Source organism: Nocardioides aequoreus, from assembly GCF_000720335.1.
In the GTDB taxonomy this organism is placed as follows: domain Bacteria; phylum Actinomycetota; class Actinomycetes; order Propionibacteriales; family Nocardioidaceae; genus Marmoricola; species Marmoricola aequoreus.
The window spans coordinates 155,252-181,022 of sequence record NZ_JOJN01000005.1; the positions used below are offsets into that span (position 1 = coordinate 155,252).

General features: G+C 74.0%; 28 protein-coding genes and 1 tRNA gene. 13 read left to right on the plus strand and 16 right to left on the minus strand.

Annotated elements, in window-relative coordinates; genetic code table 11:
* Positions 1 to 8: 8 nt before the first annotated feature.
* From IG63_RS0111910 to IG63_RS0111920, 3 genes are read left to right on the plus strand one after another with little or no spacing between them, the layout of a single operon-like run.
* Positions 9 to 674, plus strand: a complete 666-nt coding sequence (locus IG63_RS0111910; RefSeq protein WP_084597037.1) for a carboxymuconolactone decarboxylase family protein — start codon at positions 9 to 11, stop codon at positions 672 to 674.
* Entirely contained in the window at positions 671 to 1,531 is an 861-nt protein-coding gene (gene sigJ, locus IG63_RS0111915; protein ID WP_030484590.1) for an RNA polymerase sigma factor SigJ, read from the plus strand. Before IG63_RS0111910 ends, sigJ begins: the two co-directional genes overlap by 4 nt.
* An 18-nt stretch (positions 1,532 to 1,549) precedes the next feature.
* Positions 1,550 to 2,404 carry an LLM class flavin-dependent oxidoreductase gene (locus IG63_RS0111920; protein ID WP_030484591.1) on the plus strand — a complete coding sequence of 285 codons (855 nt, stop codon included), beginning with the start codon at positions 1,550 to 1,552 and terminating at the stop codon, positions 2,402 to 2,404.
* A gap of 64 nt (positions 2,405 to 2,468) precedes the next feature.
* On the opposite strand, the gene IG63_RS0111925 is transcribed toward IG63_RS0111920, so the two are convergent.
* The 5 genes from IG63_RS0111925 to def form a co-directional block, all read right to left on the minus strand.
* Complete coding sequence (locus IG63_RS0111925) at positions 2,469 to 3,923, minus strand: S8 family peptidase (protein WP_211249302.1); 1,455 nt, start codon at positions 3,921 to 3,923, stop codon at positions 2,469 to 2,471.
* A gap of 125 nt (positions 3,924 to 4,048) precedes the next feature.
* A complete protein-coding gene (gene rpe / locus IG63_RS0111930) occupies positions 4,049 to 4,708 on the minus strand; it encodes a ribulose-phosphate 3-epimerase (protein ID WP_030484593.1) in 660 nt (219 codons plus the stop codon).
* 112 nt (positions 4,709 to 4,820) lie between these two features.
* The gene (locus IG63_RS0111935) at positions 4,821 to 6,137 is read right to left on the minus strand and encodes an RsmB/NOP family class I SAM-dependent RNA methyltransferase (protein WP_342665956.1); all 1,317 of its coding nucleotides are present in this window, start codon (positions 6,135 to 6,137) and stop codon (positions 4,821 to 4,823) included.
* Positions 6,138 to 6,160: 23 nt separating this feature from the next.
* Complete coding sequence (gene fmt / locus IG63_RS0111940; RefSeq protein WP_030484595.1) at positions 6,161 to 7,087, minus strand: methionyl-tRNA formyltransferase; 927 nt, start codon at positions 7,085 to 7,087, stop codon at positions 6,161 to 6,163.
* Entirely contained in the window at positions 7,087 to 7,629 is a 543-nt protein-coding gene (def, locus tag IG63_RS0111945; protein WP_030484596.1) for a peptide deformylase, read from the minus strand. Before def ends, fmt begins: the two co-directional genes overlap by 1 nt.
* A 149-nt stretch (positions 7,630 to 7,778) precedes the next feature.
* On the opposite strand from def, the gene IG63_RS0111950 reads away from it, so the two are divergent.
* Together IG63_RS0111950 and IG63_RS0111955 are read left to right on the plus strand one after the other, a co-directional pair.
* Entirely contained in the window at positions 7,779 to 8,915 is a 1,137-nt protein-coding gene (locus IG63_RS0111950) for a sensor histidine kinase (RefSeq protein WP_030484597.1), read from the plus strand.
* Between the two features lie 19 nt (positions 8,916 to 8,934).
* Complete coding sequence (locus IG63_RS0111955) at positions 8,935 to 9,687, plus strand: PIG-L deacetylase family protein (RefSeq protein WP_030484598.1); 753 nt, start codon at positions 8,935 to 8,937, stop codon at positions 9,685 to 9,687.
* A 60-nt stretch (positions 9,688 to 9,747) separates the two neighbouring features.
* Here the strand turns inward: IG63_RS0111955 and IG63_RS0111960 are convergent.
* From IG63_RS0111960 to dnaG, 3 genes are all read right to left on the minus strand, one after another.
* Positions 9,748 to 9,823: transfer RNA gene (locus IG63_RS0111960), tRNA-Asn, on the minus strand.
* A gap of 35 nt (positions 9,824 to 9,858) precedes the next feature.
* Positions 9,859 to 10,416 (minus strand): hypothetical protein, encoded by a 558-nt coding sequence (locus IG63_RS0111965; protein ID WP_157210144.1) that lies wholly within the window; start codon positions 10,414 to 10,416, stop codon positions 9,859 to 9,861.
* On the minus strand, positions 10,413 to 12,299 hold the full coding sequence (gene dnaG / locus IG63_RS0111970) for a DNA primase (RefSeq protein ID WP_030484600.1): 1,887 nt from the start codon (positions 12,297 to 12,299) through the stop codon (positions 10,413 to 10,415). The genes IG63_RS0111965 and dnaG overlap by 4 nt, the downstream gene beginning before the upstream one ends.
* 106 nt (positions 12,300 to 12,405) lie before the next feature.
* On the opposite strand from dnaG, the gene IG63_RS0111975 reads away from it, so the two are divergent.
* The 4 genes from IG63_RS0111975 to IG63_RS21545 are packed head-to-tail and all read left to right on the plus strand — an operon-like array spanning position 12,406 to position 14,508.
* Entirely contained in the window at positions 12,406 to 12,828 is a 423-nt protein-coding gene (locus IG63_RS0111975) for a phage holin family protein (RefSeq protein WP_030484601.1), read from the plus strand.
* Positions 12,828 to 13,064 (plus strand): DUF3618 domain-containing protein, encoded by a 237-nt coding sequence (locus tag IG63_RS0111980; RefSeq protein WP_030484602.1) that lies wholly within the window; start codon positions 12,828 to 12,830, stop codon positions 13,062 to 13,064. The genes IG63_RS0111975 and IG63_RS0111980 overlap by 1 nt, the downstream gene beginning before the upstream one ends.
* Positions 13,061 to 14,161 (plus strand): YihY/virulence factor BrkB family protein, encoded by a 1,101-nt coding sequence (locus IG63_RS0111985; RefSeq protein ID WP_030484603.1) that lies wholly within the window; start codon positions 13,061 to 13,063, stop codon positions 14,159 to 14,161. Before IG63_RS0111980 ends, IG63_RS0111985 begins: the two co-directional genes overlap by 4 nt.
* Positions 14,158 to 14,508: a hypothetical protein gene (locus tag IG63_RS21545; RefSeq protein ID WP_051706658.1), complete on the plus strand. Its 351-nt coding sequence runs from the start codon at positions 14,158 to 14,160 to the stop codon at positions 14,506 to 14,508. The genes IG63_RS0111985 and IG63_RS21545 overlap by 4 nt, the downstream gene beginning before the upstream one ends.
* A gap of 15 nt (positions 14,509 to 14,523) precedes the next feature.
* Here IG63_RS21545 and IG63_RS0111995 read toward each other — a convergent pair whose 3' ends face one another.
* Both IG63_RS0111995 and IG63_RS22675 read right to left on the minus strand, forming a co-directional pair.
* Positions 14,524 to 15,453: a 2-hydroxyacid dehydrogenase gene (locus tag IG63_RS0111995; protein ID WP_030484605.1), complete on the minus strand. Its 930-nt coding sequence runs from the start codon at positions 15,451 to 15,453 to the stop codon at positions 14,524 to 14,526.
* Positions 15,454 to 15,469: 16 nt separating this feature from the next.
* Complete coding sequence (locus tag IG63_RS22675) at positions 15,470 to 16,735, minus strand: deoxyguanosinetriphosphate triphosphohydrolase (RefSeq protein WP_030484606.1); 1,266 nt, start codon at positions 16,733 to 16,735, stop codon at positions 15,470 to 15,472.
* Between the two features lie 57 nt (positions 16,736 to 16,792).
* Between IG63_RS22675 and IG63_RS22680 the strand changes: the two genes are divergently transcribed.
* Complete coding sequence (locus tag IG63_RS22680) at positions 16,793 to 17,560, plus strand: siderophore-interacting protein (protein ID WP_030484607.1); 768 nt, start codon at positions 16,793 to 16,795, stop codon at positions 17,558 to 17,560.
* Positions 17,553 to 18,476, plus strand: coding sequence for a GTPase Era (gene era, locus IG63_RS0112010; protein ID WP_030484608.1), 924 nt, complete (start codon positions 17,553 to 17,555; stop codon positions 18,474 to 18,476). The genes IG63_RS22680 and era overlap by 8 nt, the downstream gene beginning before the upstream one ends.
* A gap of 435 nt (positions 18,477 to 18,911) precedes the next feature.
* Here era and IG63_RS0112015 read toward each other — a convergent pair whose 3' ends face one another.
* The 6 genes from IG63_RS0112015 to IG63_RS0112040 all read right to left on the minus strand — a co-directional run bounded on the left by IG63_RS0112015 (position 18,912) and on the right by IG63_RS0112040 (position 24,052).
* Positions 18,912 to 20,216, minus strand: coding sequence for an SAM-dependent methyltransferase (locus tag IG63_RS0112015; protein WP_030484609.1), 1,305 nt, complete (start codon positions 20,214 to 20,216; stop codon positions 18,912 to 18,914).
* Positions 20,213 to 21,640 (minus strand): FAD-binding oxidoreductase, encoded by a 1,428-nt coding sequence (locus IG63_RS0112020; RefSeq protein WP_342665957.1) that lies wholly within the window; start codon positions 21,638 to 21,640, stop codon positions 20,213 to 20,215. Before IG63_RS0112020 ends, IG63_RS0112015 begins: the two co-directional genes overlap by 4 nt.
* 98 nt (positions 21,641 to 21,738) lie before the next feature.
* On the minus strand, positions 21,739 to 22,080 hold the full coding sequence (locus tag IG63_RS0112025) for a hypothetical protein (protein ID WP_030484611.1): 342 nt from the start codon (positions 22,078 to 22,080) through the stop codon (positions 21,739 to 21,741).
* A 1-nt stretch (position 22,081) separates the two neighbouring features.
* Positions 22,082 to 22,585: an rRNA maturation RNase YbeY gene (gene ybeY, locus IG63_RS0112030; protein ID WP_051706659.1), complete on the minus strand. Its 504-nt coding sequence runs from the start codon at positions 22,583 to 22,585 to the stop codon at positions 22,082 to 22,084.
* Positions 22,582 to 23,610 carry a PhoH family protein gene (locus IG63_RS0112035; protein WP_030484613.1) on the minus strand — a complete coding sequence of 343 codons (1,029 nt, stop codon included), beginning with the start codon at positions 23,608 to 23,610 and terminating at the stop codon, positions 22,582 to 22,584. Before IG63_RS0112035 ends, ybeY begins: the two co-directional genes overlap by 4 nt.
* Positions 23,611 to 23,704: 94 nt before the next feature.
* Positions 23,705 to 24,052, minus strand: coding sequence for an HIT domain-containing protein (locus tag IG63_RS0112040; RefSeq protein WP_030484614.1), 348 nt, complete (start codon positions 24,050 to 24,052; stop codon positions 23,705 to 23,707).
* A 145-nt stretch (positions 24,053 to 24,197) separates the two neighbouring features.
* Between IG63_RS0112040 and IG63_RS0112045 the strand changes: the two genes are divergently transcribed.
* Both IG63_RS0112045 and IG63_RS0112050 read left to right on the plus strand, forming a co-directional pair.
* Positions 24,198 to 24,836, plus strand: coding sequence for an RNA polymerase sigma factor (locus IG63_RS0112045; protein ID WP_084597042.1), 639 nt, complete (start codon positions 24,198 to 24,200; stop codon positions 24,834 to 24,836).
* Positions 24,833 to 25,768, plus strand: coding sequence for a Gmad2 immunoglobulin-like domain-containing protein (locus tag IG63_RS0112050; RefSeq protein ID WP_030484616.1), 936 nt, complete (start codon positions 24,833 to 24,835; stop codon positions 25,766 to 25,768). Before IG63_RS0112045 ends, IG63_RS0112050 begins: the two co-directional genes overlap by 4 nt.
* The last annotated feature ends 3 nt before the right edge of the window (positions 25,769 to 25,771 follow it).

Sequence of the window (25,771 nt, forward strand, 5' to 3'; positions counted from 1 at the left end):
GAGGACCGATGAGCCCCACGAGCCGCACTCCCGGCAGCACCAGCACTCCCAGCACCACCAGCACGACCACCAGCACGCCCACCAGTGCTGCCGATGGCGCGGCTCGCAGCACCGGCGCGTCCCGCTCGCGGGTGCCGCTCACGCACCGCGGCCCGACCGCACGGCTGCTCGACTGGTACGCCCGGCGCACCTACGGCCAGGAGCTGGAGTCGATGCAGGCCCTGATGCACCACCGCCCCGTGATGTGGAGCATCGCGCGCTTCGAGGGCCGCGTCGCACGGTGGGGGCGGCTCGACCCCGACCTCAAGGAGCTCGCCTCCCTCGCGGTGGCCGCGCAGATCGGGTGCAGCTGGTGCCTCGACTTCGGCTGGTACCTCTCGCACACTCGCGGCATGTCCCAGGACAAGCTCGAGCAGGTCATGCGCTGGCGCGGCAGCACGGTCTACTCGCCGCTGGAGCGCGCCGTGCTGGAGTACGCCGAGGCGATGACCGCCACGCCGCCCGTCGTCACCGACGCCATGGTCGCGCGGCTGCGCGAGGACCTCGACGTCGCGCAGCTCGTCGAGCTGACCGAGATGGTGTCGGTGGAGAACCTCCGCTCGCGCACCAACGCCGCGCTCGGACTGCGCAGCCAGGACTTCTCCGACGCGTGCCCGGTGAGGCCCCCGGCGTGAGCGACCCGACTGCCGTCTTCGCGGAGCTGCGGCCCACGCTCATGGGGGCGGCGTACCGGATCCTCTCCAGCCGCACCGACGCCGAGGACGTGGTGCAGGACGCCTGGCTGCGCTGGCGCGACGTCGACCACGACGAGGTGGTCGAGCCCCGCGCCTACCTGCTCACGATCACCTCGCGACTGGCGCTCAACCGGCTGCGCACCCTTGCGCGGCTCAGGGAGGCCTACGTCGGGCCGTGGCTCCCGGAGCCGGTGGCGGATGCCTCCGCCGACGGCGCCGCCGTGGCCGAGCTGGCCGACGACGTCTCGATGGCGATGCTGGTGGTCCTCGAGTCGCTCGGACCGCTCGAGCGCGCCGCCTTCGTGCTCACCGAGGTCTTCGCCATGCCCGCCGCCGACGTGGGCGCGGCGCTCGACCGCTCACCCGCCGCCGTGCGCCAGCTCGTGCACCGGGCGCGGGAGCACGTCGCGGCCCGCCGGCCGCGGCAGCAGGTCGACCGCGAGGGCCATCGCGTCGTCGTCGAGCGCTTCCTCGCCGCCGCCCGGGGCGGCGACCTCGACGCCCTAGTCGGGCTCCTCGCCCCCGACGTGGTGCTCGTCAGCGACGGCGGCGGGGTGCGCTCCGCGGCACGTCACCCGATCCACGGCGCGAGCAAGGTGCTGCGCTTCCTCACCGGACTGATGGCGACCCCGACCGGGCGCGAGGCGACGATGCGCGCGGAGCGCGTCAACGGCGAGACCGCGCTGGTGGTGCGCTCCCCCGACGGCCTGGAGGGCGTGTGGTTCGCGGCGGTCGACGGCGGCCGCATCACCGCGGTGTACGGCGTCCGCAACCCGGAGAAGCTGGGTGCCGTCTGATCCTGGCACGCTGGGGGCATGCGCGTCGGTGTGGTGGTGCTCCCCGACCAGCCGTGGACCGAGGCCGCGCCGCGCTGGCGCGCGGTCGAGCAGCTCGGCTTCGACCACGCCTGGACCTACGACCACCTCGTCTGGGGCGGGCTGCCCGACTCCCCCTGGTACGCCGCGATGCCGACGCTCGCGGCCGCGGCCACCGTGACGGAGCGGGTCTCCCTCGGCACCTTCGTGGCCTCCCCCAACTTCCGCCACCCCGTCGCCCTGTGGCGCGAGGTGCAGGCGCTCGACGACCTCTCGGGTGGACGCTTCCTGCTCGGCCTCGGCACCGGCGGCGACCGCGACGCCGAGATCCTCGGCGGCCCGCCGCTGGCGGTGGGCGAGCGGGTCGAGCGCTTCCAGGAGTTCACCGACCTGCTGGTCCGGCTGCGCGCCGAGGACCACGTCGACGCCACCGGCCGCTGGTACGCCGCCCGCGACGCCCGCACCCTGCCCGCCGTCCGCTCGGTGCCGCTGCTGGTGGCCGGCAACGGTCCCCGCTCGGTGCGGTACGCCGCCCGCACCGGCGACGGGTGGGTCACCGCCCCCGGCGGCGACACCGACGCCGCGTGGGTCGAGGGGCTGCGACGGTCCCGCGACGTGCTCGAGGCCACGCTGGAGGCGTCCGGCCGCGACGCCGCGGCCTTCCCGCGCTACCTGAGCGTCGACACCGCGCCCGGCTTCGCGCTCGACAGCGTCGACCGCTTCGAGGAGCTCCTCGGGGTGGCCGACGGGCTCGGCTTCACCGACGTCGTCACGCACTGGCCGCGCGCCGAGGCGCCGTACGCCGGGAGCGAGCGGGTGCTCGAGCAGGTCGCCGAGCGGCTGCGGGGCCGCTGACGCGCGGGGGGCCCGGCACCTCTCCCAAGAGCAGGTGCCGGGCCCCGTCGCGGGTCCCGCCGGGTCAGCCCGCGGTGAGCGCCTCCACGGCGGCCACCACGTCGACCAGGCCGGTGCCCTTGTCGAAGCTGCTGCCGCCCTCGTAGGGCGCACCGTCGGCGTACTGGTGGGCGGTCGACTTCAGCGCCTCCTCGACCTGCGCCGGGGTGGCGTCGGGCCGGGCCTGGAAGAGCTGCGCCACGATGCCGGCGATGTGGGGCGCGGCCATCGAGGTGCCGCTGATGGTGTTGTAGGTGCCGACGTCGAGGGCCCCCGGACCATTCTTGAAGTCCAGGCCGGTCGAGCAGATCGGCAGGTAGGGCCGGCAGGCCGAGGTGATGTCCTCGCCCGGGGCCGACAGGTCGGGCCAGGTCGAGGTGTCGGAGGCCAGGCCGCGCGAGGAGTAGTCGGAGACCGCGCCGTCGCGGGTGCCGGTGCCCTGGTCGAAGTACGACGCCACGGAGATCACGCCCGGGGTCGGGTCCTGGCCGGGCGGGTTGGTCAGCGACTCGGAGCCGTCGCCGCCGTCGTTGCCGGCGGCCCACACCGTGAGCACGCCCTCGGCCGCGAGCGCGCGCTGCAGCTTGACCGTCACCGACTCGGGGTCGAAGGCGCCGCCACCCGACGGGCCGTAGGAGTTGTTGGTGACCTTGATCGGCGGGCACTCCGCCGCGCTCACGCCCTCGCCGCAGGGGGCCTCGTGGTTCTCCAGCACCCAGTTGAGCGCGCTGTCGGCGCCGATGATGACCAGGGCGGCGCCCGTGGAGATCGACACGACCTTGGCGCCCGTGGCGGCTCCCTGCACCTTCTCGCCCGAGGTCAGCGTGACCGGACGGCCGGCGGCGATGCCGCTCACGTGGGTGCCGTGGCCGCCGAGGGCGGTGGTGTCGGTGTCGAGCACCTTCGGGACCTCGAGCACCTGGCAGGCGAGCTCGAACGGGTCGCAGAGCGCCTTGAGGTTGTTGACGACCGCGGTGCCGCCGTCGGCCTCCTGGAAGGCCGGGTGGTTGGGGTCGATGCCGGAGTCGATGATGCCGACCGAGACGCCCTTGCCGGTGAGCGCGGTGCCGTCGGCGCCGGTGAGGGTGTGCTGCGCCTCGAGGCCGCGGGTGGCGGTGTGCGAGGTCTCGGTGGTCAGCTCGATCGGCTTCAGCGCGCCCTCGACGTACGTCACGCCGGGCTGGGTGCGCACCGACTCGATCTGGGCCTTGGTGCCCTTCGCCGCGACGACGCCGATCTTGGCGAACTCGGTGCGCGTGGCCAGCCCCGAGCTGCGCACCGCCTCACGGGCGGCGGTCAGGTCGGTGCCGTGCACGTAGACGGTGGTGGTGCCGGTCAGCGACGGCAGCTGCCCGGCCAGGAAGGCGGAGACGTCGGCCGGGTCGGGGGCCGCCGTGGCCGAGGGGACGGACAGGCCGAGGGCGAGCACGGCCGCGGCGGTGGCCGCGACCCCGGTGGTGGCTCGAGAGATGCGTCGCAAGGGACTCTCTTCCGCGTGGGCCGCTCCCGGAGATGCGGGCTCTCGTCGGTCGGAGCCTCCGCGCGGCGCACCTGCCTCAACGAGGCGACGTGCGCCAGGTCACGCGTGGAGTCTGGTGAGGCGTCTCAGGCCGACTTCTCGGCCAGCCGGCGCAGCTCGCCGACGACCGCGTCCGGGTCGTCGGCGGAGTAGACGGCCGAGCCCGCGACGAAGACGTCGGCCCCGGCCTCCGCGCAGCGCTCCACGGTCTCGGCCGAGATCCCCCCGTCGACCTGGAGCCACAGCTCGAGCCCCTGCGCCGAGACCAGCTCGCGCGCGCGGCGGATCTTGGGCAGGCACAGGTCGAGGAACTTCTGCCCCCCGAAGCCCGGCTCGACCGTCATCACCAGCAGCATGTCGAGCTCGCCGAGCACGTGTGCCGCCGCCTCGACCGGTGTGGCGGGCCGCAGCGCCATGCTCGCCCGGGCCCCCTGCGCCCGCAGGTCGCGGGCCAGCTTGACCGGCGCTGCGGCGGCCTCGAGGTGGAAGGTCACCGACCCGGCACCGGCCTCGGCGTACGCCGGCGCCCAGCGGTCGGGGTCCTCGATCATCAGGTGGCAGTCGAGCGGCAGCTCGCTGTGGCGGGCGAGCGCCTCGACCACGGGCAGCCCGAGGGTCAGGTTGGGCACGAAGTGCCCGTCCATCACGTCGACGTGCACCCAGTCGGCGCTGGGGATGCGGGCCACCTCGTCGGCCAGCCGCGACAGGTCGGCGTTGAGGACGCTCGGCGTGATCTGGATGCCCATGGTGCGCCCAGCGTACGGCGCCCCCACCGTCGTACCGCGGGGGGACGAAGCGGTCACCGGCGCGACGATCCTGGCACTGGAGCGACGATGTCTCGGCCCGCCAGTGGCAGATTCACCGGCCGGCCGGTGAATCCGCCGCCGGCAGCCGCCGCAGCACCGCGACGAACATCGCGTCGGTGCCGTGACGGTGCGGCCAGAGCTGGACGGCGCCCGGGAGGTGGGCGGAGGAGGCGTCGGTGACCTCGGGCAGCAGCGTGGGGGTGTCGAGGAGCACGACGTCGTCGCGGGAGCCGAGCAGCGCCGTGACGACGTCGGCGGTCTCGGCGACGACCGGCGAGCAGGTGGCGTAGGCCACCACACCACCGGGCCGGACGGCGTCCAGCGCGGCGGCGAGCAGCTCGCGCTGGAGCGGGACGAGGGCGTCGAGGTCCTCCGGACGGCGGCGCCAGCGGCTCTCCGGACGGCGGCGGAGCGCGCCCAGGCCCGAGCAGGGCGCGTCGACCAGCGCCCGGTCGAAACCGCCGGTCGGCCACGCCGGTCTCGTGCCGTCACCGGTGACCACCCCGATCACCGAGCCGGGGCGCGCGGTGCGCAGCGCCTGGCGCACCAGCACGGCGCGGTGGTGCTGGCGCTCGTGCGCGAGCAGCGCGGCACCGCGCTCCCCCGCCAGCGCGGCCAGCAGCGCCGCCTTGCCGCCGGGGCCGGCGCAGACGTCGAGCCAGCGGACGTCGCTGCCCTCCACCGCGGCGCGGGCCAGCGCGAGGGCCACCAGCTGCGAGCCGGCGTCCTGCACCCCGGCGCGACCCTCGCGCACGGCCGGGACGTCGGCAGGGTCGCCGCCGGCCAGCGCCCGGCCCAGGGGCGAGACCGTCGGCTCGCCCGGCAGCTCGCCGACCTCGCTGAGACCGGGTCGGGCCACCAGCGTCACGAGCGGGCGCTGGTTGTCGGCGGCCAGCAGGGCCTCGAGCTCCTCGGGGCGGTCGAGTGCGGTGGCGAGCTCGTCGACGACCCACTGCGGGTGCGAGCTGCGCACCGCCGGGGAGGCCCCGACGACGTCCATCCACTCGTCAAGGGTGCGCTCGCCGACATGGCGCAGCAGCGCGTTGACGAAGCCCGCCGGGCGGTGACCGATCCGCGTGCGCACCAGCTCGACGGTCGCGCTGACCGCGGCGTGCGACGGCACCCGGGTGGCGAGCAGCTGGTGGCAGCCGAGGCGCAGCGCGTCGCGCACCGCGGGGTCGGGTGGCCGCGAGGCAAGGTGGTCGAGCACGGCGTCGTACGCCGCCAGCCCGCGCAGCGTGCCGCCGACCAGCTCGGTGGCGAAGGCCGCGTCGCGGCCCCCCAGCCCGTGCTCGCGGAGCAGCCGGGGCAGCAGCAGGTTGGCGTAGGCGTCCTCCTCGCGCACCGCGACGAGCACGTCGTAGGCCACGAGTCGCGGCGCGTCGACCCGCTTCAGCGGCCCAGCCTGACGTCGTCGGGCAGCCGGGCCCCGCGCGCCCACGAGGCGGCGTCCATCTCCTTGCGGCCGTGCGGGCGCACCAGGCCGAGCTGCACGGGACCCGTGCCGGTGCCGACGTAGACCGCGCTCTTCGCGACCTCCAGCTCCCCCGGCTCCAGTCGCGCCCGCCCCACGGGCCGCACCGGGCCGAGCTTGAGCCGCTCCCCGCCCAGCGTGGTCCAGGCGCCGGGGGCGGGGGTGCACGCGCGGATCCGCCGATCGACGGCGACCGCCGGCTGACGCCAGTCGACCTCGGCGTCGGCCACCGTGATCTTGGGGGCCAGGGTGACGCCCTCGGAGGGCTGCTCGCGCGCCTCCAGCGAGCCGTCGTCGATGCCGTCGAGCGTGCGCACGAGCAGCTCCGCGCCGCCCACGGCCAGTCGCTCCAGCAGCCGGCCGGCGGTCTCGTCGGGCGCGACCTGCTGGGTCATCACGCCGTAGGTCGGCCCGGCGTCGAGCTCCTCGACGATCCGGAAGGTGGTGGCGCCGGTGACCTCGTCGCCCGCCCACAGCGCGTGCTGCACCGGGGCGGCGCCGCGCCAGGCCGGCAGCAGCGAGAAGTGCAGGTTGACCCAGCCGTGCGGGGGCACCGCGAGGAGCGTGGCGGGGAGCAGCGCGCCGTACGCCACGACGGGGCAGCAGTCGGGCGCCAGGGCCGTCAGCTCCTCGAGCAGCCCGGGGTCGCGGGCGCTCACCGGCTTGAGCACCGGCACGCCGAGCTCCTCGGCCCGCACGGCCACCGGGGAGGGCGTCAGCCGGCGACCACGACCGACCGGCGCGTCGGGCCGGGTCACCACCCCGACCAGCTCGTGCCGGCTTGAGGCGACCGCCTCGAGGGAGGGCAGCGCGACGTCCGGCGTCCCCGCGAAGACGAGGCGCATCAGAAGCCCAGGCCCCCGGTCGCGTGGGGCGAGACCTTCACCTGGGTGTCGGGACCGAACCAGTCGGCCTCGCGGATGTGGCGCATCGCCTCGCGGCGGCGCTCCTTGTCGAGACGGTCGACGAAGAGGATGCCGTCGAGGTGGTCGGTCTCGTGCTGGATCGCCCGCGCCAGGAAGTCGGTGCCCTCGACCAGCAGCGGCTCGCCGTGCATGTCGAAGCCGTGGGCCACGACCGACTGCGCCCGCACGCAGTCGATGCTGAAGCCCGGGATCGACAGGCAGCCCTCGCTGCCGTCCTGCGTCTCCTCGCCCAGCGTGAGGGTCGGGTTGACCAGGTGCCCGAGCTCGCCCTCGACGTGCCAGGTGAAGACGCGCAGTCCCACCCCGATCTGCGGCGCGGCCAGGCCCGAGCCGGGGGCCTCCAGCATGGTGTCGGTCAGGTCGCCGACCAGCGTGCGCAGCTCCTTGTCGAAGTCGACGACCGGGGTGGCCGCGGTGCGCAGCACCGGGTCGCCGAAGAGCCGGATCGGGCGGACGGACACGCAGGCACCTCTCGTGGAGCGGGGTCGCGACGAGCACGACCTGGACGGCTCGGACAGTCTAGGGAGGGCCGTGACGGTCCTCGGCCCGCGCACCGGTAGTTGGCCACAAGCAGGCGACAGCGGCTCCACGACCTCTTACGCTGTTCGACGTGCCCAGCCTGGAGGCCGCCGAGGAGCGCTGGCGGCTGACCATCGACAACGCCCCCGTGGGGATCGCCCTGGTGGCGCTCGACGGCGGCTTCAACCGCGTCAACGACGCGCTGTGCGCGATCCTCGGCTACCGCCCCGAGCAGCTGATCCGGCTGACCTTCCAGGACATCACCCACCCCGACGACCTCGACACCGACCTCAAGCACCTCGACCAGCTCGTCCGCGGCGAGATCCCGAGCTACCGGCTGCGCAAGCGCTACCTGCACGCCGACGGCCACGAGGTGTGGGCCGACCTCTCCGTGGCCCTCGTGCGCAACGCCCACGGCGAGCCGATGCACCTGGTCTCGCACGTGGCCGACCTGACCGAGGAGATGACCGCGGCGACGCGGATCGAGCAGATGAATGCCGAGCTCTCCGAGAAGACGGCGCGGCTCGAGCAGTCCAACGCCGACCTCGAGGCGTTCGCGATGCTGGTGAGCCACGACCTGCAGGCACCCCTGTCGACCGTGCTGGGCTACCTGCAGCTGCTCGAGAGCGAGTACGCCGAGGTGCTCGGCCGGCAGGGCAACGACTGGATCGAGCGGGCGACCTCGGCCGCGGGACGGATGTCGCAGCTCGTCGAGTCGCTGCTGACCATGTCGCGCTCCGACCGGGCGATGCAGCGGGTGCCCCTGTCGCTCTCCGAGCTCGTCGTCGACGTGTGCGCCGACCTCGACCCGCTCATCCAGCAGCACAGCGCCATGGTCGAGGTCGAGGAGGGCGCGCTCGTGGTCTGGGCCGACCCGGAGCGCCTGCGCCAGGTGGTGCAGAACCTGGTGCAGAACGCCTTGAAGTACCGCCAGGCGCACCGCCCCCCGGTCGTCTCCATCACGGTCGAGGTCGACGGCGTCGACGAGCGCGGCTGGCTGGTGACGGTCGACGACAACGCCGTGACGATCCCCCCGGAGCGACGCGAGCAGGTCTTCGGGCTCTTCGAGCGCCTCAGCGTCGGCGGGGCCGAGGCCGGAGCCGAGGGCGGTCACGGCATCGGGCTCGCGGCCTGCCGCCGCATCGTGCAGCGCCACGGCGGACGCATCTGGATCGAGGACAACCCGACGGGCGAGGGCAACCGCTTCCGCTTCACGCTGCGCCGCTGAGCGGGCTAGTTTCGGCTGCATGGACCGTCCCGAGCCGCTGGAGCCGCTGCGCGAGGACTGGGAGCGCGCGCTCTGCGTCGTCGCCCACCCCGACGACATGGAGTTCGGCGCGGCCGCGGCGGTCGCCCGCTGGACCGGCCAGGGCAAGTGGGTGGGCTACACCCTGGTCACCAGCGGCGAGGCCGGCATCGACGCGATGCACCCCGACGCCTGCCGCGAGGTGCGCGAGGCCGAGCAGGTCGAGTCGTGCCGCCTGGTGGGGGTCACCGACGTCGACTTCCTGCGCCAGCCCGACGGCGTCCTGGAGTACGGCGTGCCGCTGCGCCGGCTGCTCGCCGAGCAGGTGCGTCGTCACCGGCCCGACGTCGTCGTGACCGGCAACTTCCGCGAGACCTGGGGCGGGCGCAACCTCAACCAGGCCGACCACATCGCGGTCGGGCGCGCGGTCGTCGACGCCGTCCGCGACGCGGGCAACCGCTGGGTCTTCACCGAGCAGCTGACCGAGGGCGGCGGCGACCTGGAGCCCTGGGGCGGCGTCCGCGAGGTCTGGGCCTTCGGCTCCCCCGCGTCGACCCACGCCGTCGACACCACCGACAGCTTCGACGCCGGGGTGGCCTCGCTCGAGGCGCACGCGGCGTACATCGACGGCCTGGGCTGGCAGGACTGGGACGCCCGCGAGTTCCTCGAGGGCATGGCCCGCCAGACCGGGCAGCGCCTCGGCACCGGCCTCGCCGCCCCCTTCGAGGTCTTCCCCATGGGCTGGGGCGAGTAGCCCCACACAGGGCCCCCAAGACGCCGAAGGGCCCGACCTCGACGGTCGGACCCTTCGCGGTGGCTCCCCCGGTTGGACTCGAACCAACAACCCTCCGGTTAACAGCCGAATGCTCTGCCAGTTGAGCTACAGGGGATCGCGCCCGCAGACTCTAGCAACGCCCGGACGGGGTCACGAAATCGACGGCAGGTCGTCGGCCGGCGTGTCGGCCAGCTCGCCCAGCTCGGCCCGGACCCGCGCGAGCAGGGCCTCGGCGGCGGCCCGGACCTCGGGGTCGTCGGGCTCCACGCCGGGCTCGAAGGTGGCGGTCCAGTGCAGCGGGCCACCGGTCGGGTTGCGGCGGCACGCCACCACCACGCCGCGCTTGCCGCGCACGGCCACCTGGCGCTGCACCACGATGCTGGCGGTGACGCGCTCGCGCAGCAGCTCGAGGAAGGCCCGTGGCTCCTGCTCGGTGACCGTGGGCGTCCACTCGCGCCGCGGGGCGCCGAACTCCCCCGCCTCGCGCACCTGGAGCCGCGAGGTCTCCTGGTCCCAGCCGGCGTCCTCGACCTGCTCCCACGGCAGCCGGACCACCTCGCCGGCCGCATCGAGCAGCACCAGCCGCGACCGGGTGCCGAGCAGCCAGCTGCCGTCGGAGCCGGCGGCCGAGGCGAGCACCCGCTCGCCGCGCGGCAGCGCCGCCGCCTGCAGCACGGCTGCGGGCGGCGTACGACGTCGCGACCTCACGGGCTCGCCAGCGCCTTCTCGCGCAGCTCGCGCCGGTGCTGCTCCAGCGCGATCAGCTCGCCGAACATGCGGTTGTAGTCGGCGGCGTGCTCGACGGGGTTGGTGCGCTGCAGCTTGCTCTTGAGGTCGTCGATGCGACGCAGCGCGGTGAGCTCGCGCAGCCGGTGGACGTGCTGGCCGACGTACGCCGCCCCCGGGTCGCCGGTGAGGCGCAGCGGCTCCACGGCCAGCTGGGCGACCAGCGACTTCAGCCGCTCGTCGTCGACCTGGTCGCGCAGGCGCGTGGCCCACCCGGCGTCGGCGGCGCGCACCCCGCCCGCGGCGGCGACCGCCTCCCACACCGCCCGGTAGGCGCCGTGGGTGAAGTCGTCGGGACCGAGCGGGTCGGCGATGCGGCCCACGGCGCCGGGGTGCTGCACCGCCAGCTTGAGCGTGGCCCGCTCGAGCGCCAGCCGGGGGTCACGCGGGTCGGGCAGCTCGGTGGCCGGGTCGGGCCGCGTGGGTCGCCCGGCCGTGGCGGGCTGCGTGGCGGGCTGCGTCGCCGGGCCGCTCGCCCGGGCGGCGGCCTGTCGCACCGCCCGCTGCACGTCGGCGGGCTCGATGCCGATCATCCCCGCCAGCTCGCGCGAGAAGGCGTCGACCTTGGAGCGGTCGCGGATCGCTGTGACCAGCTTGGCCGCCTCGCGCATCGCGTCGACCCGCCCGTCGGCGCGGTCGAGGTCGTGGCGCTGCACGACGTTGGCCAGCACGAAGCGGTAGAGCGGCGTACGGCGCGCCACGAGCTCGCGCACCGACGCGTCGCCCTGCTGCAGGCGCAGGTCGCACGGGTCGAGGCCGCTCGGCTCGACCGCGACGTAGGTCTGGCCCGCGAAGACCTGGTCGCCCTCGAAGGCCCGCAGCGCGGCCTTCTGCCCCGCCGCGTCGCCGTCGAAGGTGAAGATCACCTCGCCGCGGAAGTCGTCGTGGTCGTGCAGGAGGCGGCGCACGACCCGGGCGTGGTCGTCGCCGAAGGCGGTGCCGCAGGTGGCGACCGCCGTGGGCACGCCGGCGAGGTGGCAGGCCATGACGTCGGTGTAGCCCTCGACAATGACGGCCTGGCTGGCCCGGGCGATCTCGCGTCGCGCGAGGTCGATGCCGTAGAGCACCTGGCTCTTCTTGTAGATCGGGCTCTCGGGGGTGTTGAGGTACTTGGCCTCGATGCGGTCGTCGTCGAAGATGCGCCGGGCCCCGAAGCCGATGGTGTCGCCGCTGCTGTCGCGGATCGGCCACATCAGCCGCCCCCGGAAGCGGTCGTAGTGACCCCTGCCCTGCCCGACGAGACCGGAGGAGACCAGCTCGGTGTCGGTGTAGCCGCGCCCGCGCAGGTGGCGGTAGAGGTCCTCGCCGCCGCGCGGGGAGAAGCCCACGCCGAAGCGCTCGGCGGCGTCCTGGTCGAAGCCGCGCTGGTCGAGGAAGGTGCGTGCCTGCAGCGCCGCCGGGGTGCCCAGCAGCTCGCGGTAGTAGGTCTCGGCGTCGCGGTGGGCGGCGACCAGGCGCGGCCGCTGCGACCCTCCCCCGGAGGGACGCGGGCCGTCGCCCTCCTCGTAGCGCAGCTGCACGCCGAACCTGTCGGCGAGCCGCTCGACGGTCTCGGTGAAGCCGAGGCCGTCCATCTCCATGACGAACTTGATGACGTCGCCGCCGGCCTGGCACCCGAAGCAGAAGTAGAGCCCCCGGCTCGGGGTCACCTGGAACGACGGCGTCTTCTCGTCGTGGAAGGGGCACAGGCCCTTCTGCGAGCCTCCCCCGGCGTTGCGCAGCGTGAGGTAGGACGACACGACGTCGTCGATCCGGGCTCGCTCGCGGACCTCCGCGATGTCGTCCTCCCGGATCCGGCCTGCCACGGCCCGGAGTCTACGGCCCGGCCCCGACGCCGACTCCCCCGCCGACCCCGCGCCCACCCGCGACGACGTCACGTTTGCGGCAGCTGAATCGGGCAACAGGGGGGTCATGAGTGATCCTGCTCCCCGGACGTCCGCCGTCCCCAGCACGCAGACCGACCCCACCCTCGGCGCCCTGGTCAACGACCTGACCCAGCAGGTGCCCGACCTGATCCGCTCCGAGCTGCGGCTCGCCCAGGCCGAGCTCGCCCAGAAGGGCAAGCGCGTCGGCACGGGCATCGGCATGTTCGGTGCCGCCGGCGTCGTCGCGCTCTACGGCGTCGGCGCCCTGGTCGCCACCGCGATCCTCGCCCTGGCACTGGTCGTCGATGCCTGGCTGGCCGCCCTGATCGTGGGCCTCGTCCTCCTCGCCGTCGCCGGCGTGCTGGCGGTGACCGGCAAGGGACAGGTAGACAAGGGCACGCCGTTGAAGCCCGAGCGCGCCCAGGAGGGCGTCAAGCAGGACATCGCCACCGTGAAGGGATCGCGCTGATGAGTCAGACCCCGCAGGAGATCCAGGCCGACATCGAGCGGCAGCGCGAGGCCCTCGCGGCCACCGTCGACCAGCTCACCGAGCGTCTCGACGTCAAGAGCCGTGCCACCGCGAAGGCGCAGGAGCTCAAGGACCGCGCCACCACCGACGACGGCACGCCCCGGCCCGAGGTGCTCGGTGCCGCCGCCGGCGTCGTGGTGGCGCTCGTGGTGCTCGTGTGGTGGCGCCGGCGGTGAGCGACGCCAAGGCCGGCGAGCGCACCGACAGCCGCGACGACGCCGAGGACTCCGCGCGCCCCGACCCCGAGGCGCAGGGCAAGCCCGACTCCCCCCAGGACCTCGACGCACGGTCCTGGAAGTACGTCGCGGTCAAGACCCTGCACGAGTTCAACCGCGACCAGTGCACCGACAAGGCTGCGGCGCTCACCTACTACTCCGTGCTGGCGGTCTTCCCGGCCCTGGTCGCGCTGATCTCCGTGCTCGGCCTGGTGGCCGACCCGAACCGTGCCATCCAGACGGTCCTCGACGTCCTCAGGCCGCTCGTCTCCGACGCCGTGATCGAGCCGATCGTGCCGGTCCTGGAGCAGATCGCCACCTCCGACGCCGCCGGCCTGGGCCTCGCGCTCGGTCTCGCGACCGCCCTGTGGTCGGCCTCGGGCTACGTCGGTGCCTTCGGGCGCGCGATGAACGACATCTACGAGATCGAGGAGGGGCGACCGGTCTGGAAGCTCCGTCCTGTGATGCTCGGCCTGACGCTGGTCGGCGTGGTCCTCGTGGCCGCCGCGGTGCTGCTGCTCATCGTCTCCGGGCCGCTGCTCAGCTCGATCGGCTCGGTCCTGGGCATCGGCGACACCGCCGTCACCGTCTTCGCGATCGCGAAGTGGCCGCTGCTGCTCGCCATCGTCATCGGGCTGGTGGGGCTGCTCTACTACGTCACCCCCAACATCGAGCAGCCGAAGTTCCGTTGGATCTCGGTGGGCGCTGCGGTGGCCATCGGGGTCTGGATCCTCGCCTCGGTCCTCTTCGCCTTCTACGTGGCCAACTTCTCCAACTACAACGCCACCTACGGCTCGTTGGCGGCGGTGCCGATCGCCCTGCTCTTCGTCTGGATCACCAACCTGGCGCTGCTCTTCGGCGCCGAGCTCGACTCCGAGCTCGAGCGGGGTCGGCAGCTGCAGGCCGGCATCGCCGCCGAGCAGCAGCTGCAGCTGCCCGCCCGCGACACCACGCAGATCAAGAAGGCACGAACCCAGCGCGACAAGGACGTCGCACTGGGACGACGCATCCGTCGCTCCGCCGCCACGCGGCAGGAGCAGGAGAAGGAGAACCCATGAGCAAGCTGATCACCCTGACCGCCTTCGGCGCCGGCTACGTGCTGGGCAGCCGGGCCGGCCGCGAGCGCTACGAGCAGCTCCGGTCGACCTACGAGAAGGTCAAGAACGACCCCCGCGTGCAGGAGAAGGCCCACCAGGCCGCCGACGTCGTCAAGGACCGCGCGACGCCCGTCGCCGAGGCCGTGCGCGACAAGGTCAGCGACACCGCGGGAGCGGCCGCCACCGCCGCCAAGGACAAGGTGTCGGGCGGCAGCGGTGCCAAGAGCGAGGCCGACGCCGACGGCGAGCTCAACCCCGACCGGCTCAAGCTGACCGACGACACCGGCCCTCAGGGCACGCTGCCCTGAGGTCGGGGCGGGCGCTCAGTAGTCGCCCGTCATGACGTTGGCGAGCTGCTCGCCCGCGGCGTACCGCTCGAGCTGCTCGCGCACCAGCCGCATCGCGCGCGGCTTCATCGCGTCGCTGGCGCCACCCACGTGGGGCGAGACCAGCAGGCCCGGGGCCTCCCACAGCGGGTGGTCGGCCGGAAGCGGCTCGGGGTCGACCACGTCGAGCGCCGCGCGGAGCCGGCCGCTGCGCAGCTCGGTGAGCAGCGCGTCGGTGTCGACCACGGGGCCGCGGGAGACGTTGACGAGCAGGGCGCCGTCCTTCATGCGCGCCAGCATCTCGGCGTCGAAGAGTCCCGTGGTCTGCTGCGTGCCGGGCACGATGAGGACCACCACGTCGGCGTCCGGCAGCAGCCCCGGCAGCTCGTCGATGGCGTGCACGCCGTCGCGGGCGCTGCGGGCCACCCGGGTGACCGTCGCCTCGAAGGGCAGCACCCGACGCTCGATCGCCTCGCCGATCTGGCCGTAGCCCACGATCAGCACCCGCTTGTCGGCCAGCGAGGCCCGGTGGTCGAAGGCCCACTCGGCCCGGTCCTGGGCGCGCACGTAGTCGGGGATGCCGCGCAGGCTCGCCAGGGTCAGCGTCAGCGCGAGCTCCGCGGTCGAGGTGTCGTGGATGCCGCGGCCGTTGCACAGCGTGACGCCCTCGGGCACGGCAGCGCTCACGTGCTCCACGCCGGCCGTCTGGGTCTGGATCACCTCGAGCCGGGTCATCCGGTCGAAGAGGTGGCGCTCCCGGCCGCCGAAGCGGTAGTCCATGACCAGGAAGCGCACCTGGTCGACGTCGTCGGGCACGTCCTCGCCCTGCAGGTCGACCTGCTCCACCCGCAGGCCGTCGGGCACCTCGCCGAGGTCGGCCGGGTCGAAGGGCACCCACACGAGTCGGTCGTCGTCGCGATCAGCCATGGGCCCATCCTGCCGGTCAGGCGTCGAGCACCCACCTTCGGTGCCAGCCCACGGCCGAGGCGTCGGTCAGGCTCGCCACCTGGTCGAGCACGACGCGCAGCCGGCCGGCGTCGTCGGCGGCCCGCTCGTGGTCGTCGGCGAAGGCCGGCTCCAACGCGGTCCGGCCGGCGGCTCGCAGCGCCGCGACCAGCTCGGTCAGCAGCACCCGCTGGTCGGCCATCAGCCCGAGACGGTCGTCGGAGCGCATCACGTAGTACGCCGCGATCCCCTTGAGCACCGCGATGGCCGCGAGCGTCTCGTCGGGCACCACGAGCGAGGCCTCGTGGCGCACCAGCGGCCGCTCGCCGTGACGCTCGACGGTGGCGCGGTGCACCTCGCCGCAGAAGACGCCGATCAGGTCGCTGGTGAGGTTCTTCAGCCGCCCCAGGCCCCGCCGGCTGCCGTCGTACGGCGCCTCCGGCCACGCCGCGACGTCGTGGAGCCGTCGCCAGGCCGCGTCGAGCCGAGCGTCGTCGACCTCGGGGAGGTACCAGTCGCGCACCGTCTCCCACACCCGCGCCCGCTCCCCCGGCACCTGCATCCGGCCCAGGTCGACCCGGCCGCCCACCACGGCGTCCTCCAGGTCGTGCACCGAGTAGGCGATGTCGTCTGCGGCGTCCATCACCTGCGCCTCGACCGACCGCCGGCTGCCGTCAACGCCGTCGCGCAGCCACGCGAAGACCGGGAGGTCGTCGTCGTAGACGCCGAACTTCGGCCCGGGACGCGGCCCCTGCCCGCGGCGCCAGGGGTACTTGGTGCAGGCGTCGAGCGTGGCCCGCGTCAGGTTGAGGCCGACGGAGGAGCCCTCGGCGTCGACGGTCTTGGCCTCCAGCCGCGTGAGCAGCCGCAGGGTCTGGGCGTTGCCCTCGAAGCCGCCGCACGCGCGACCGAGGTCGTCGAGTACCGCCTCGCCGCTGTGCCCGAAGGGCGGGTGGCCCATGTCGTGGGCGAGGGCCGCGGTCTCGGCCAGGTCGGGGTGGCAGCCCAGGGGGTGCGCCAGGTCGCGCGCCACCTGCGCGACCTCCAGGCTGTGGGTGAGCCGGTTGCGGGCGAAGTCGTCGGTGCCGGGGCCGAGCACCTGGGTCTTGGCCGCCAGGCGACGCAACGACGCGGCGTGCAGCACCCGCGCCCGGTCGCGCTCGAAGGCGGTGCGCTCCGGCGCGGTGACGCGCTTGGCCGGCTCGGTGACCCACCGCGCACGGTCGTGGTCGCCGTAGAGCTCCTCCCAGACCGGTGCGCGCACGACCCGGACGCTACCGGGCTGCGCCCACGCCCCGAGCGGCTCGGTAGCCTGCCCGCCATGAGCTCTCGCACCCCGCACCGCGCCGTGGTGCAGGGCGTGGAGCGGCTCAGCGAGCACCTGCTCCGCCTCGAGCTGGAGACCGACGGCTCGCTGGTCTCCACGGGGGTGCCCGACGAGTGGCTCGCCCTGACCGTGCCCGGGCAGTTCCAGACCCGCTACTACACCGTGCGCTCCCTGGTCGACCGCCGCCTGCTCCTCGACGTCGTGGTGCACGACGTCGGCCTGGTCACCGCCTGGGCGCAGACCGACTGCGTGGGCGACGAGGTCGGCCTCGGCGTCCCCAAGGGCTCCTACGCACCGCCCGCGGACGCCGGCTGGGTGGTGCTCGCGGGCGACCTGACCGCCCTGCCCGCCATGGCCCGGATCGCCGAGCAGGAGACGCTGCCCCTCGTCGTGCACGCGGAGAGCGCCGACGCCCCGCTCGGCGGCTACCTGCCCGAGGCCACCACGTGGCACCACGCCGAGCCGGGCGAGAGCCGTCTCGCCGAGGTCGTGGCCGGACTCGACTGGCCGGAGGGGCCCGGGTACTTCTGGATGGCCGGCGAGTCCGCCCAGATGCGCGACATCCGCCGCCACTGCCGGCGCGACCTCGGCTGGGACACCCGCCACCACGAGGTGATGGGCTACTGGAGCGGCAGCCGAGGGCGACAGACCCGCCAGGTCGACCCCGGGCCGATCTACGCTCGCGGCAGGGCCCTGGGACACTCCGAGGAGCAGATCTGGGCGGCGTACGACGCGGCCCGCGAGGGAGACCGTCATGGCTGAGCAGGGATTCCGCTCGGGCTTCGCGTGCTTCGTGGGCCGGCCCAACGCCGGCAAGTCGACGCTGACCAACGCGCTGGTCGGCACCAAGGTCGCGATCACCTCCTCGCGGCCCCAGACCACCCGCACCGTGGTGCGCGGCGTGCTGCACCGCCCCGACGCCCAGCTCGTGCTCGTCGACACCCCGGGGCTGCACCGTCCGCGCACGCTGCTCGGCGAGCGGCTCAACGACCTGGTCACCTCGACCTGGGCGGAGGTCGACGTCGTGGCCGTCTGCTTCCCCGCCGACCAGAAGCCGGGGCCCGGAGACCGCTTCCTGGTCACCGAGCTGGCCAAGGCCCGGCGCACGACCAAGATCGCCGTCGCCACCAAGACCGACCTCGTCAGCGGCGAGCGGCTGGGCGAGCACCTGCTCGCCATCGACGCCCTCGGTCGTGAGACCGGCACCGACTGGGCCGAGATCGTGCCGGTCTCCGCGCAGTCGGGCCACCAGGTCGACCTGCTGGCCGACCTCCTCGTCGGCTATCTGCCCGAGGGACCGCCGCTCTACCCCGACGGCCAGGTGACCGACGCCCCCGAGGAGCAGATCGTCGCCGAGCTGGTGCGCGAGGCCGCGCTGGAGGGCGTGAGCGACGAGCTCCCCCACTCCATCGCCGTCGTCGTCGAGGAGATGGGCCTGCGCGAGGGGCGACCCGAGGACAAGCCGCTGCTCGACATCCACGCCTTCGTCTACGTCGAGCGCTCCTCGCAGAAGGGCATCGTGATCGGCCACCGCGGCTCTCGCCTCAAGGACGTCGGCAGCACCGCCCGCCAGAACATCTCCGCCCTCCTCGGCGTCCCCGTCTACCTCGACCTGCACGTCAAGGTCGCCAAGGACTGGCAGCGCGACCCCCGCCAGCTCCGCAAGCTCGGCTTCTGAAGCTCCCGGGTGGTCGAGGAAGGCGCGCAGAGCCCCCGGGTGGTCGAGGAAGGCGCGCAGCGCCTGTCTCGAGACCCGGTGAGCTGCGCGGCGTACGGGGTCTCGACCAGCTCGACCGACGAGCCCCGGGTGGTCGAGGAAGGCGCGCTGCGCCTGTCTCGAGACCCGGTGAGCTGCGCGGCGTACGGGGTCTCGACAAGCTCGACCGACGCGCCCCCGGGTGGTCGAGGAAGGCGCGCAGCGCCTGTCTCGAGACCCGGTGAGCTGCGCGGCGTACGGGGTCTCGACAAGCTCGACCGACAGGACCGGTGAGTGCGCGGCCTACGGGGTCTCGAGACGGTTGCTGCGCAACCTCCTCGACCACCCGAGGGTCGGCCCGGGTGGTCGAGGAAGGCGCGCAGCGCCTGTCTCGAGACCCGGTGAGGTGGTCGTGGGCTACCAGTCGGGGCGGAGGGGGAAGTGGCTGGTGCCGTCGTCGTCGGTGCGGGTGGCGAGGACCTGGTGGAGCTGGATCTCGTTGCGCTCGAAGCCCATCCGGGAGCCGGCCATGTAGAGGCCCCAGACGCGGGCGGTGCCCTCACCGACCTCGGCGACGCACTCGTCCCAGTGGGCCTCGAGGTTGGCGCTCCAGCCCGCCAGGGTGCGGGCGTAGTGCACCCGGAGGTTCTCCTCGTGCTGCACCTCGAGACCGGCGTCCTGGGCCTCGGTGATGATGCGGCCCGAGCCGGTGAGCTCACCGTCGGGGAAGACGTAGCGGTCGATGAAGGCGCCGGTCTGCTGCGGTCGGTTGGTGGGCCGGGTGATGGAGTGATTGAGCAGCCGGCCACCGGGGCGGAGCTTGTCGCGCAGCAGGCCGAAGTACGCCGGGTAGTTGGCCACGCCGATGTGCTCGGTCAGGCCGATGGAGCTGACGGCGTCGAAGGCGGTCTCGGGCACCTGCCGGTAGTCGAGGTGCCGCACCTCCGCGAGGTGCTCGAGGCCCTCCTCGCGGATCCGGGCCTGCGCCCACTCGGCCTGCTCGCGGGAGAGCGTCACACCCAGCGCGCGGACGCCGTACTCGCGGGCGGCGTGGCGGACCATGCCGCCCCAGCCGCACCCGACGTCGAGCAGCCGCTGACCCGACCGGAGCGCGAGCTTGCGCGCGACCAGGTCGTACTTCGCCCGCTGCGCCTCCTCCAGGGTGACGTCGTCGTGCTCGTAGAGCGCGCAGGTGTAGGTCATCGACGGCCCGAGGACCATCTCGTAGAAGCGGTTGGAGACGTCGTAGTGGTGGCTGATCACCGCCCCGTCGCGGCCGGGGCTGTGCCGCAGGCCCTCGACCACCCGGCGCCAGCGCGGCAGGTGCTCCTGCGGGGGCGGCGGCGGGGGCACCAGCTGGGAGAGGCCGATGGAGCGCATCAGCGCCACCGCCTCGCTGCCGCTGGGGCGCCGGAAGCGCATCGCCCGGAGCAGCAGCACCATGCCGTCGTAGGGGTTGCCGGGGTGGATGCCGTGGATGTCGAGGTCACCCGCGACGTAGGCGCGCGCCAGGCCGAGGTCGCCGGGCGCGGTGACCAGGTAGGCGAGGCCGCGCTCGTTCTTCAGGTCGAGGCCGATGCGCGCGTCGGGCGGGCCGTAGCTGCTGCCGTCGTACGCCGTGAAGCGGATCGGCACCGGTCGGGCCAGGAGCGTCTCGAACATCTGCGCCACCGTCAGGCGCCGCGCAGCGGCGCCGGTCGCGCGGGATTCCAGCTGGGTCATCGTCGTCGCACCACCTTGTCGTAGAGGCTGGTCAGCCGGTCGTAGGGGTCGTAGCGCTGCTTGACCGCGGCGAGGTGGTCGCCGGCGTAGAGCCGGTCGAAGGTCTCGCGGTCGTAGAACGCCTCGGAGTAGAGGGACTTGTGGCCGTCGAGCTCGGCCACCCGCGCCTCGATGGCGCGGTTGAGGGGGCCGTCGTCGGCGTCGGGGCCCACCGGGACGGCGCCCCAGAAGCCGACGTTGACGTAGGTGCGCCCCGCCGTCAGGGGGTAGGTCGGCCACGGGTGCTCGCCCTCCGCCCCGGGGGCGCGCAGCCGCAGCGGGCACAGCCACACCGGGCGCATGCCGACCTCGGCGTCGAACCAGTCGAGGAACTCCCCCAGCCGCTCGACCGGGACCTCGACGTCCTGCACCACGCGCTCGCGCCGGGGGCGGCCGGCGCGCGCGTCGAGGCGGTGCATCAGCTGCAGCCGCTGGTCGAGCCCGACCAGCCGGTGGTAGGTGTCGGAGCGCCGCAGCCGGCGCGGCCACACGCGGCGTACGACGGGGTGCTGGGCGCCGAAGGCCCGCGAGCACCAGAACCAGTCGGTGTCCCAGCGCCAGAGGTAGTCGTAAGCGGTGAGCAGGTCGGTGTCGAGCTCCTCCACCGAGCGCCAGAAGACCTGCTGCCCGGCGTAGTCGCTGGTCGGCCCGGGCTCGTCGGTGTAGGTGGCCAGGGTCAGCACGTGGCGCCCCGGCTCGAAGGAGACGCCGTCGAGGCCGTCGACCCGCTCCCCCTCCCACGTGCCGCTCCGGGTGATCTCGGTGATCGCGCCCTGCAGGGCGTCGGTGTCGCCGAAGGGCACGTGCCGCAGCCGCACGCGGGGGGCGACCGGCTCGAGCTCGATGCGGAGCCGGGTGGCGTAGCCCAGCGAGCCGTAGGAGTTGGGGAAGGTGCGGAAGAGGTCGGCGTGCTCGTTGTCGGGCGTGGCCGTGACGACCTCGCCGGAGCCGGTGAGCACGTCGAGCTCGAGCACCGACTCGTGAGGCAGCCCGCTGCGGAAGGAGGTGGACTCGATCCCGAGCCCGGTCACCGCGCCCCCGAGGGTGATGGTGCGCAGCTGCGGCACCACCAGCGGCACCAGGCCGTACGGCAGCGTGGCGTCGACGAGGTCCTCGTAGGTGCACATGCCCTGCACGTCGGCGGTGCGGGCGACGGGGTCGACCGCGACCACGCCGCCGAGCCCGGAGACGTCGAGGCCCGGCGCCGTCACGGCCGAGCGGGGGCGGAAGAGGTTGGAGGTGCGCTTGGCCAGCCGCACCGGCTCGCCCGGCGGGATCGCGGCGTACGACGCGCGCAGCCGGTCGACCGCCGCCTCGTGGGCGGCCCACCCGGTCGGGACGGACGCCTCGTCGCGGCCGAGGAGTCCGACGAACGGCACGCTCACGCTGCTCCACTCCCCTGGACGTTGGATGACTTCAGGCAACTACCTTCTGCCAGCCTCAACCTAGGACACACCACAGACATTCCGGTGTCACGGGGGTTTCAGGTCGTCGTCGATCCCGTCACGGTGCCGCGGGCGTCGGCGAGGAGGACGGGGACGCCGCTGCCGGCGACGTCGCGCAGCACCGCGAGGTCCGTCTCGGCGGCCTCCGCGGCGTCACCGAGCACGACGGCGGCCTCGAGGCCCTGGGCGGCGCTGGCGACGGCCATGGCGACGACGGCCCCGACCGCGGAGACCTGCAGCGAGGGCAGGTCGACCGTCGCGGCGGCGTACGTGCGTCCGTCGAGGTCGCGCACGGCGGCGCCCTCCCGGGCCCCGGTGCGTGCGCGGGTGGCCCGCGCCAGCGTCAGCAGCTTGCGGTCCTCGGCGGCGAGCTCGTCCACCTCAGCCCTCGCCGACGGTGGGGACGGGCAGCGGAGTGCCGGCGGGACGGTCGGGGTCGGCGGCGAACCACTGCTCGAGCAGCCGGGCCTGCAGCGCGAACATCTCGCGGTGCTCCTCCGGCTCCCCGTGGTCGTAGCCGAGCAGGTGGAGCATGCCGTGCACCGTGAGCAGCTCGACCTCGTCGCGGGCGCTGTGGCCGGCCTCGGCCGCCTGGCGGGCCGCGACCGCCGGGCAGAGGACGAGGTCGCCGAGGACGCCCTCTTCGGGCTCGGCGGTGACCAACCCGGGACGCAGCTCGTCCATCGGGAAGGAGAGCACGTCGGTCGGCCCCTCCTTGCCCATCCAGCGCGCGTTGAGCTCGGCGATCGTCGGCTCGTCGACCGCGGTGACGCACAGCTCGGCCTGGGGGTGCACCCGCAGCTGCTCCATCACGAAGCGCGACAGTCGCTGCAGCCGGGCCTCGTCGAGCTGCTGGTCGCTCTCGTTGAGGACCTCCACGCTCACGGGCGGCCCTGCCCGGACCCGTGACGGGGCCGCTGCTGCGGCTGCCGCGCGTCGTGGGCGTCGTACGCCGCCACGATCTGGCCGACGAGCCGGTGCCGCACCACGTCGCTGGCCGTGAGCCGGTTGAAGGAGATGTCCTCGACGTCGTCGAGGATGTCCTCGACCACACGCAGCCCGGACTTCTGCCCGCTCGGCAGGTCGACCTGCGTCACGTCGCCGGTGACCACGATGCGCGAGCCGAAGCCGAGCCGGGTCAGGAACATCTTCATCTGCTCGGGCGTGGTGTTCTGCGCCTCGTCGAGCACGATGAAGGAGTCGTTGAGCGAGCGGCCGCGCAGGTAGGCCAGCGGGGCGACCTCGATGGTGCCGGCGGCGAGCAGCTTGGGGATCGACTCGGGGTCGACCATGTCGTGCAGGGCGTCGTACAACGGCCGCAGGTAGGGGTCGATCTTCTCGCTGAGAGTGCCGGGCAGGAAGCCGAGCTTCTCCCCCGCCTCGACGGCGGGCCGCGACAGGATGATCCGGTTGACCTTCTTGGCCTGCAGCGCCTGCACCGCCTTGGCCATCGCCAGGTAGGTCTTGCCCGTGCCGGCGGGGCCGATGCCGAAGACGATGGTGTGCTTGTCGATCGCGTCGACGTAGCGCTTCTGGTTCAGCGTCTTGGGCCGGATCGTGCGGCCGCGGTTGGAGAGGATGTTGAGGGAGAGCACGTCGGCGGGGCGCTCGACGGTCTCGGTCTGCAGCATGGTGATCACGCGCTCGACCGTCTCGGGCGTGAGGCCCTGGCCGGTGCGGATGATGGTGACCAGCTCGTCGAGGGCGCGCTCGGCGAGCGCGACGTCGGCCTGCTCGCCGGAGAGCGTCACCTGGTTGCCGCGCACGTGGACGTCGGCGGAGAAGGCCTGCTCCATGCGGCGCAGGTGCTCGTCGGCGGGTCCGAGCAGCGACACCGGGTTGATGCTCTGCGGGATCGTCACCGTGTGCTGCGTGACGGGCTGAGGGGTGGTGTCGGTGGAGTCGGTCATGGGGCCTACGGAGCGCGCCTTCCGGGAGGGATCGGGACTGGTCAAGCCTACGCGAGCCTCAACGCCCGGTCACCCGAGTTGCTTCCCCGCGGACTCAGCCGGGGGGCCACGCGAGCTCGCGACCTCCGAGCACGTGCAGGTGCACGTGGAAGACGCTCTGCCCGGCGGCGGCCCCGGTGTTGAAGACCATCCGGTAGCCCTCCAGGCCCTCGGCCACGGCCACCTCGTGGGCGGTGTCGACGAGCTCGGCGACCACGCCGGGCTCCGCCTGCGCCAGCGCCGCGGCGTTCTCGTGGTGGGAGGTCGGGACCACCAGCACGTGGGTGGGCGCTTGGGCGTTGAGGTCGCGGAAGGCCACGGTGGACCCGGTGCGGTGCACCACGTCGGCGGGGATCTCCCCCGCCACGATCTTGCAGAAGGGGCAGTCGGCATCGGTGCTCATGGGGCCACCCTCGCACCTCCCCACGTCAGGGAGTGACCTCTCGGCGGTCAGGGAGTGACCTCTCGGCGGTCAGGGAGTGACCTCTCGGCGGGGGCGTGCGTGTAAACCGGCGGAGGGGGACGTGCGTCCTACTAGCGTGAGGTCCATGGACACCGGCCGCGACGCCGACCGGCCCGACCAGCCCGGCGGGGCCACTCCCGGCCTGCTGGAGGAGCTGTACGCCGCCCACTACCGGCGGCTGCTCCGCCTCGCCACGCTGCTCCTCGGCGACGCCGCCCAGGGCGAGGACGTGGTGCAGGACGTCTTCGTGACCGTGCACCACCGGCCCGACCTGCTCACCGGCGTCGACGACGTGGCGGCGTACCTGCGGCGCAGCGTGGTCAACGGCGCCCGCTCGGCGCAGCGGCGCCGGGTCGTCGCGCTGCGCCACCGCGGCCGGGCCACCGACCCCACGCAGACGGCGGGGCACGCGCCCGGCGCCGACGCCGCGGTGCTCGACGGCGTACGCCGCCGCGCCGTTCTTGACGCGGTGGCCGCGCTCCCGCGGCGGCAGCGGGAGGTCGTGGCGCTGCGCTACTACCTCGACCTCTCGGAGCGCGAGATCGCCGCGACCCTCGGGATCAGCCAGGGCGCGGTGAAGTCGCACGCCTCGCGCGGAGCCGCTGCCCTCCGGCAGCGCCTGGCGCCCCTCACCGAGACCGGGCCGGGCCCCGACACAGGCCCACCCGACGACCGGCCGTCCTACGCTGGAGCCAGGCCCGAGCAGCCGCAGGAGACCCGATGAGCACGCAGACCGACGACACCGGCGAGACCCAGGTCCGCGGCTGGCTCCACCACGCCGTCGCCGACGTCGAGCCGTCGCACGGACCGGCCGACCTGCGCGGGCTCGAGCGCCAGCACTCCCGTGCCCACTGGCTCCCCCTCACCCTGGCGGCGGCGATGGCCACCGTGCTGGCCCTCGCGGGCACGGCGTGGGTGGCCGGTCGCACCGGTGGACCCGGCACCGACCCGACGCTGACGGGCGAGCCCAGCACCGTCGCCGTGGTCGCCTACGCTGTCACCCAGACCCTCGACGGCCCGCGCCTCGTCCCCGACCGGCGCACCGTGCCGGCCCTCAGCAGCAACCTGCGCTCCGCGCTCGTGGCGACGCTGCACGGCACCCCACGAGGCGGCGACCAGCGGGCCTGGCCCGACGCCCCCGAGACGGACCTCGACCTCGCGGTCGAGGGCGACCTGGTGACCATCGGGCTCGGCGGCCCCGAGAGCCCGCCCGCCGAGGTGCCGCCGCTGCTCTACCAGGCGCTCGCCTGGACCGTCGCCAGCGCCCTCGGCGACGAGCACCTCGCCGTCGAGATCGGCTTCGGCGGCACGCAGTCCTCCCCGCTGGACGACACGGTGACGCCCTCGGCCAGCCTCGACGTGCTCGCGCCGGTGACCATCGAGAGCGTCGGCGCGGGCGAGCTCGTCGACTCCCCCTTCACCGTCGCCGGGCGGGCGGCCGCCTTCGAGGGCACGGTCACCTGGCAGCTGCTCGACAGCGGCGAGGTGGTCGAGGAGGGCTTCACCACCGCCGAGGAGTGCTGCGTGCCCTCGCCGTACTCCTTCGAGGTCGACGCGCCTCCGGGGCCCTACGTGCTGCGCGTCGCCGAGACCGACCCGTCCGGCGGCGAGGGCAGGCGGCCGTACGCCGAGGCGGTGCACCTCACGGTCGAGTGACGG

What these genes read in the sequence shown, in the direction of transcription:
- IG63_RS0111955 (WP_030484598.1), top strand. Translation starts at nt 8,935, where the DNA reads ATGGACCGTCCCGAGCCGCTGGAGCCGCTGCGCGAGGACTGGGAGCGC.
- IG63_RS0111995 (WP_030484605.1), bottom strand. Translation starts at nt 15,453, where the DNA reads ATGGCTGATCGCGACGACGACCGACTCGTGTGGGTGCCCTTCGACCCG.
- IG63_RS0112045 (WP_084597042.1), top strand. Translation starts at nt 24,198, where the DNA reads ATGGACACCGGCCGCGACGCCGACCGGCCCGACCAGCCCGGCGGGGCC.
- IG63_RS22680 (WP_030484607.1), top strand. Translation starts at nt 16,793, where the DNA reads ATGAGCTCTCGCACCCCGCACCGCGCCGTGGTGCAGGGCGTGGAGCGG.
- IG63_RS0111980 (WP_030484602.1), top strand. Translation starts at nt 12,828, where the DNA reads ATGAGTCAGACCCCGCAGGAGATCCAGGCCGACATCGAGCGGCAGCGC.
- IG63_RS0112015 (WP_030484609.1), bottom strand. Translation starts at nt 20,216, where the DNA reads ATGACCCAGCTGGAATCCCGCGCGACCGGCGCCGCTGCGCGGCGCCTG.
- fmt (WP_030484595.1), bottom strand. Translation starts at nt 7,087, where the DNA reads ATGCGCCTCGTCTTCGCGGGGACGCCGGACGTCGCGCTGCCCTCCCTC.
- IG63_RS21545 (WP_051706658.1), top strand. Translation starts at nt 14,158, where the DNA reads ATGAGCAAGCTGATCACCCTGACCGCCTTCGGCGCCGGCTACGTGCTG.
- IG63_RS0111975 (WP_030484601.1), top strand. Translation starts at nt 12,406, where the DNA reads ATGAGTGATCCTGCTCCCCGGACGTCCGCCGTCCCCAGCACGCAGACC.
- IG63_RS0111910 (WP_084597037.1), top strand. Translation starts at nt 9, where the DNA reads ATGAGCCCCACGAGCCGCACTCCCGGCAGCACCAGCACTCCCAGCACC.
- rpe (WP_030484593.1), bottom strand. Translation starts at nt 4,708, where the DNA reads ATGGGCATCCAGATCACGCCGAGCGTCCTCAACGCCGACCTGTCGCGG.
- IG63_RS0112050 (WP_030484616.1), top strand. Translation starts at nt 24,833, where the DNA reads ATGAGCACGCAGACCGACGACACCGGCGAGACCCAGGTCCGCGGCTGG.
- IG63_RS0111920 (WP_030484591.1), top strand. Translation starts at nt 1,550, where the DNA reads ATGCGCGTCGGTGTGGTGGTGCTCCCCGACCAGCCGTGGACCGAGGCC.
- era (WP_030484608.1), top strand. Translation starts at nt 17,553, where the DNA reads ATGGCTGAGCAGGGATTCCGCTCGGGCTTCGCGTGCTTCGTGGGCCGG.
- IG63_RS0112040 (WP_030484614.1), bottom strand. Translation starts at nt 24,052, where the DNA reads ATGAGCACCGATGCCGACTGCCCCTTCTGCAAGATCGTGGCGGGGGAG.
- IG63_RS0112035 (WP_030484613.1), bottom strand. Translation starts at nt 23,610, where the DNA reads ATGACCGACTCCACCGACACCACCCCTCAGCCCGTCACGCAGCACACG.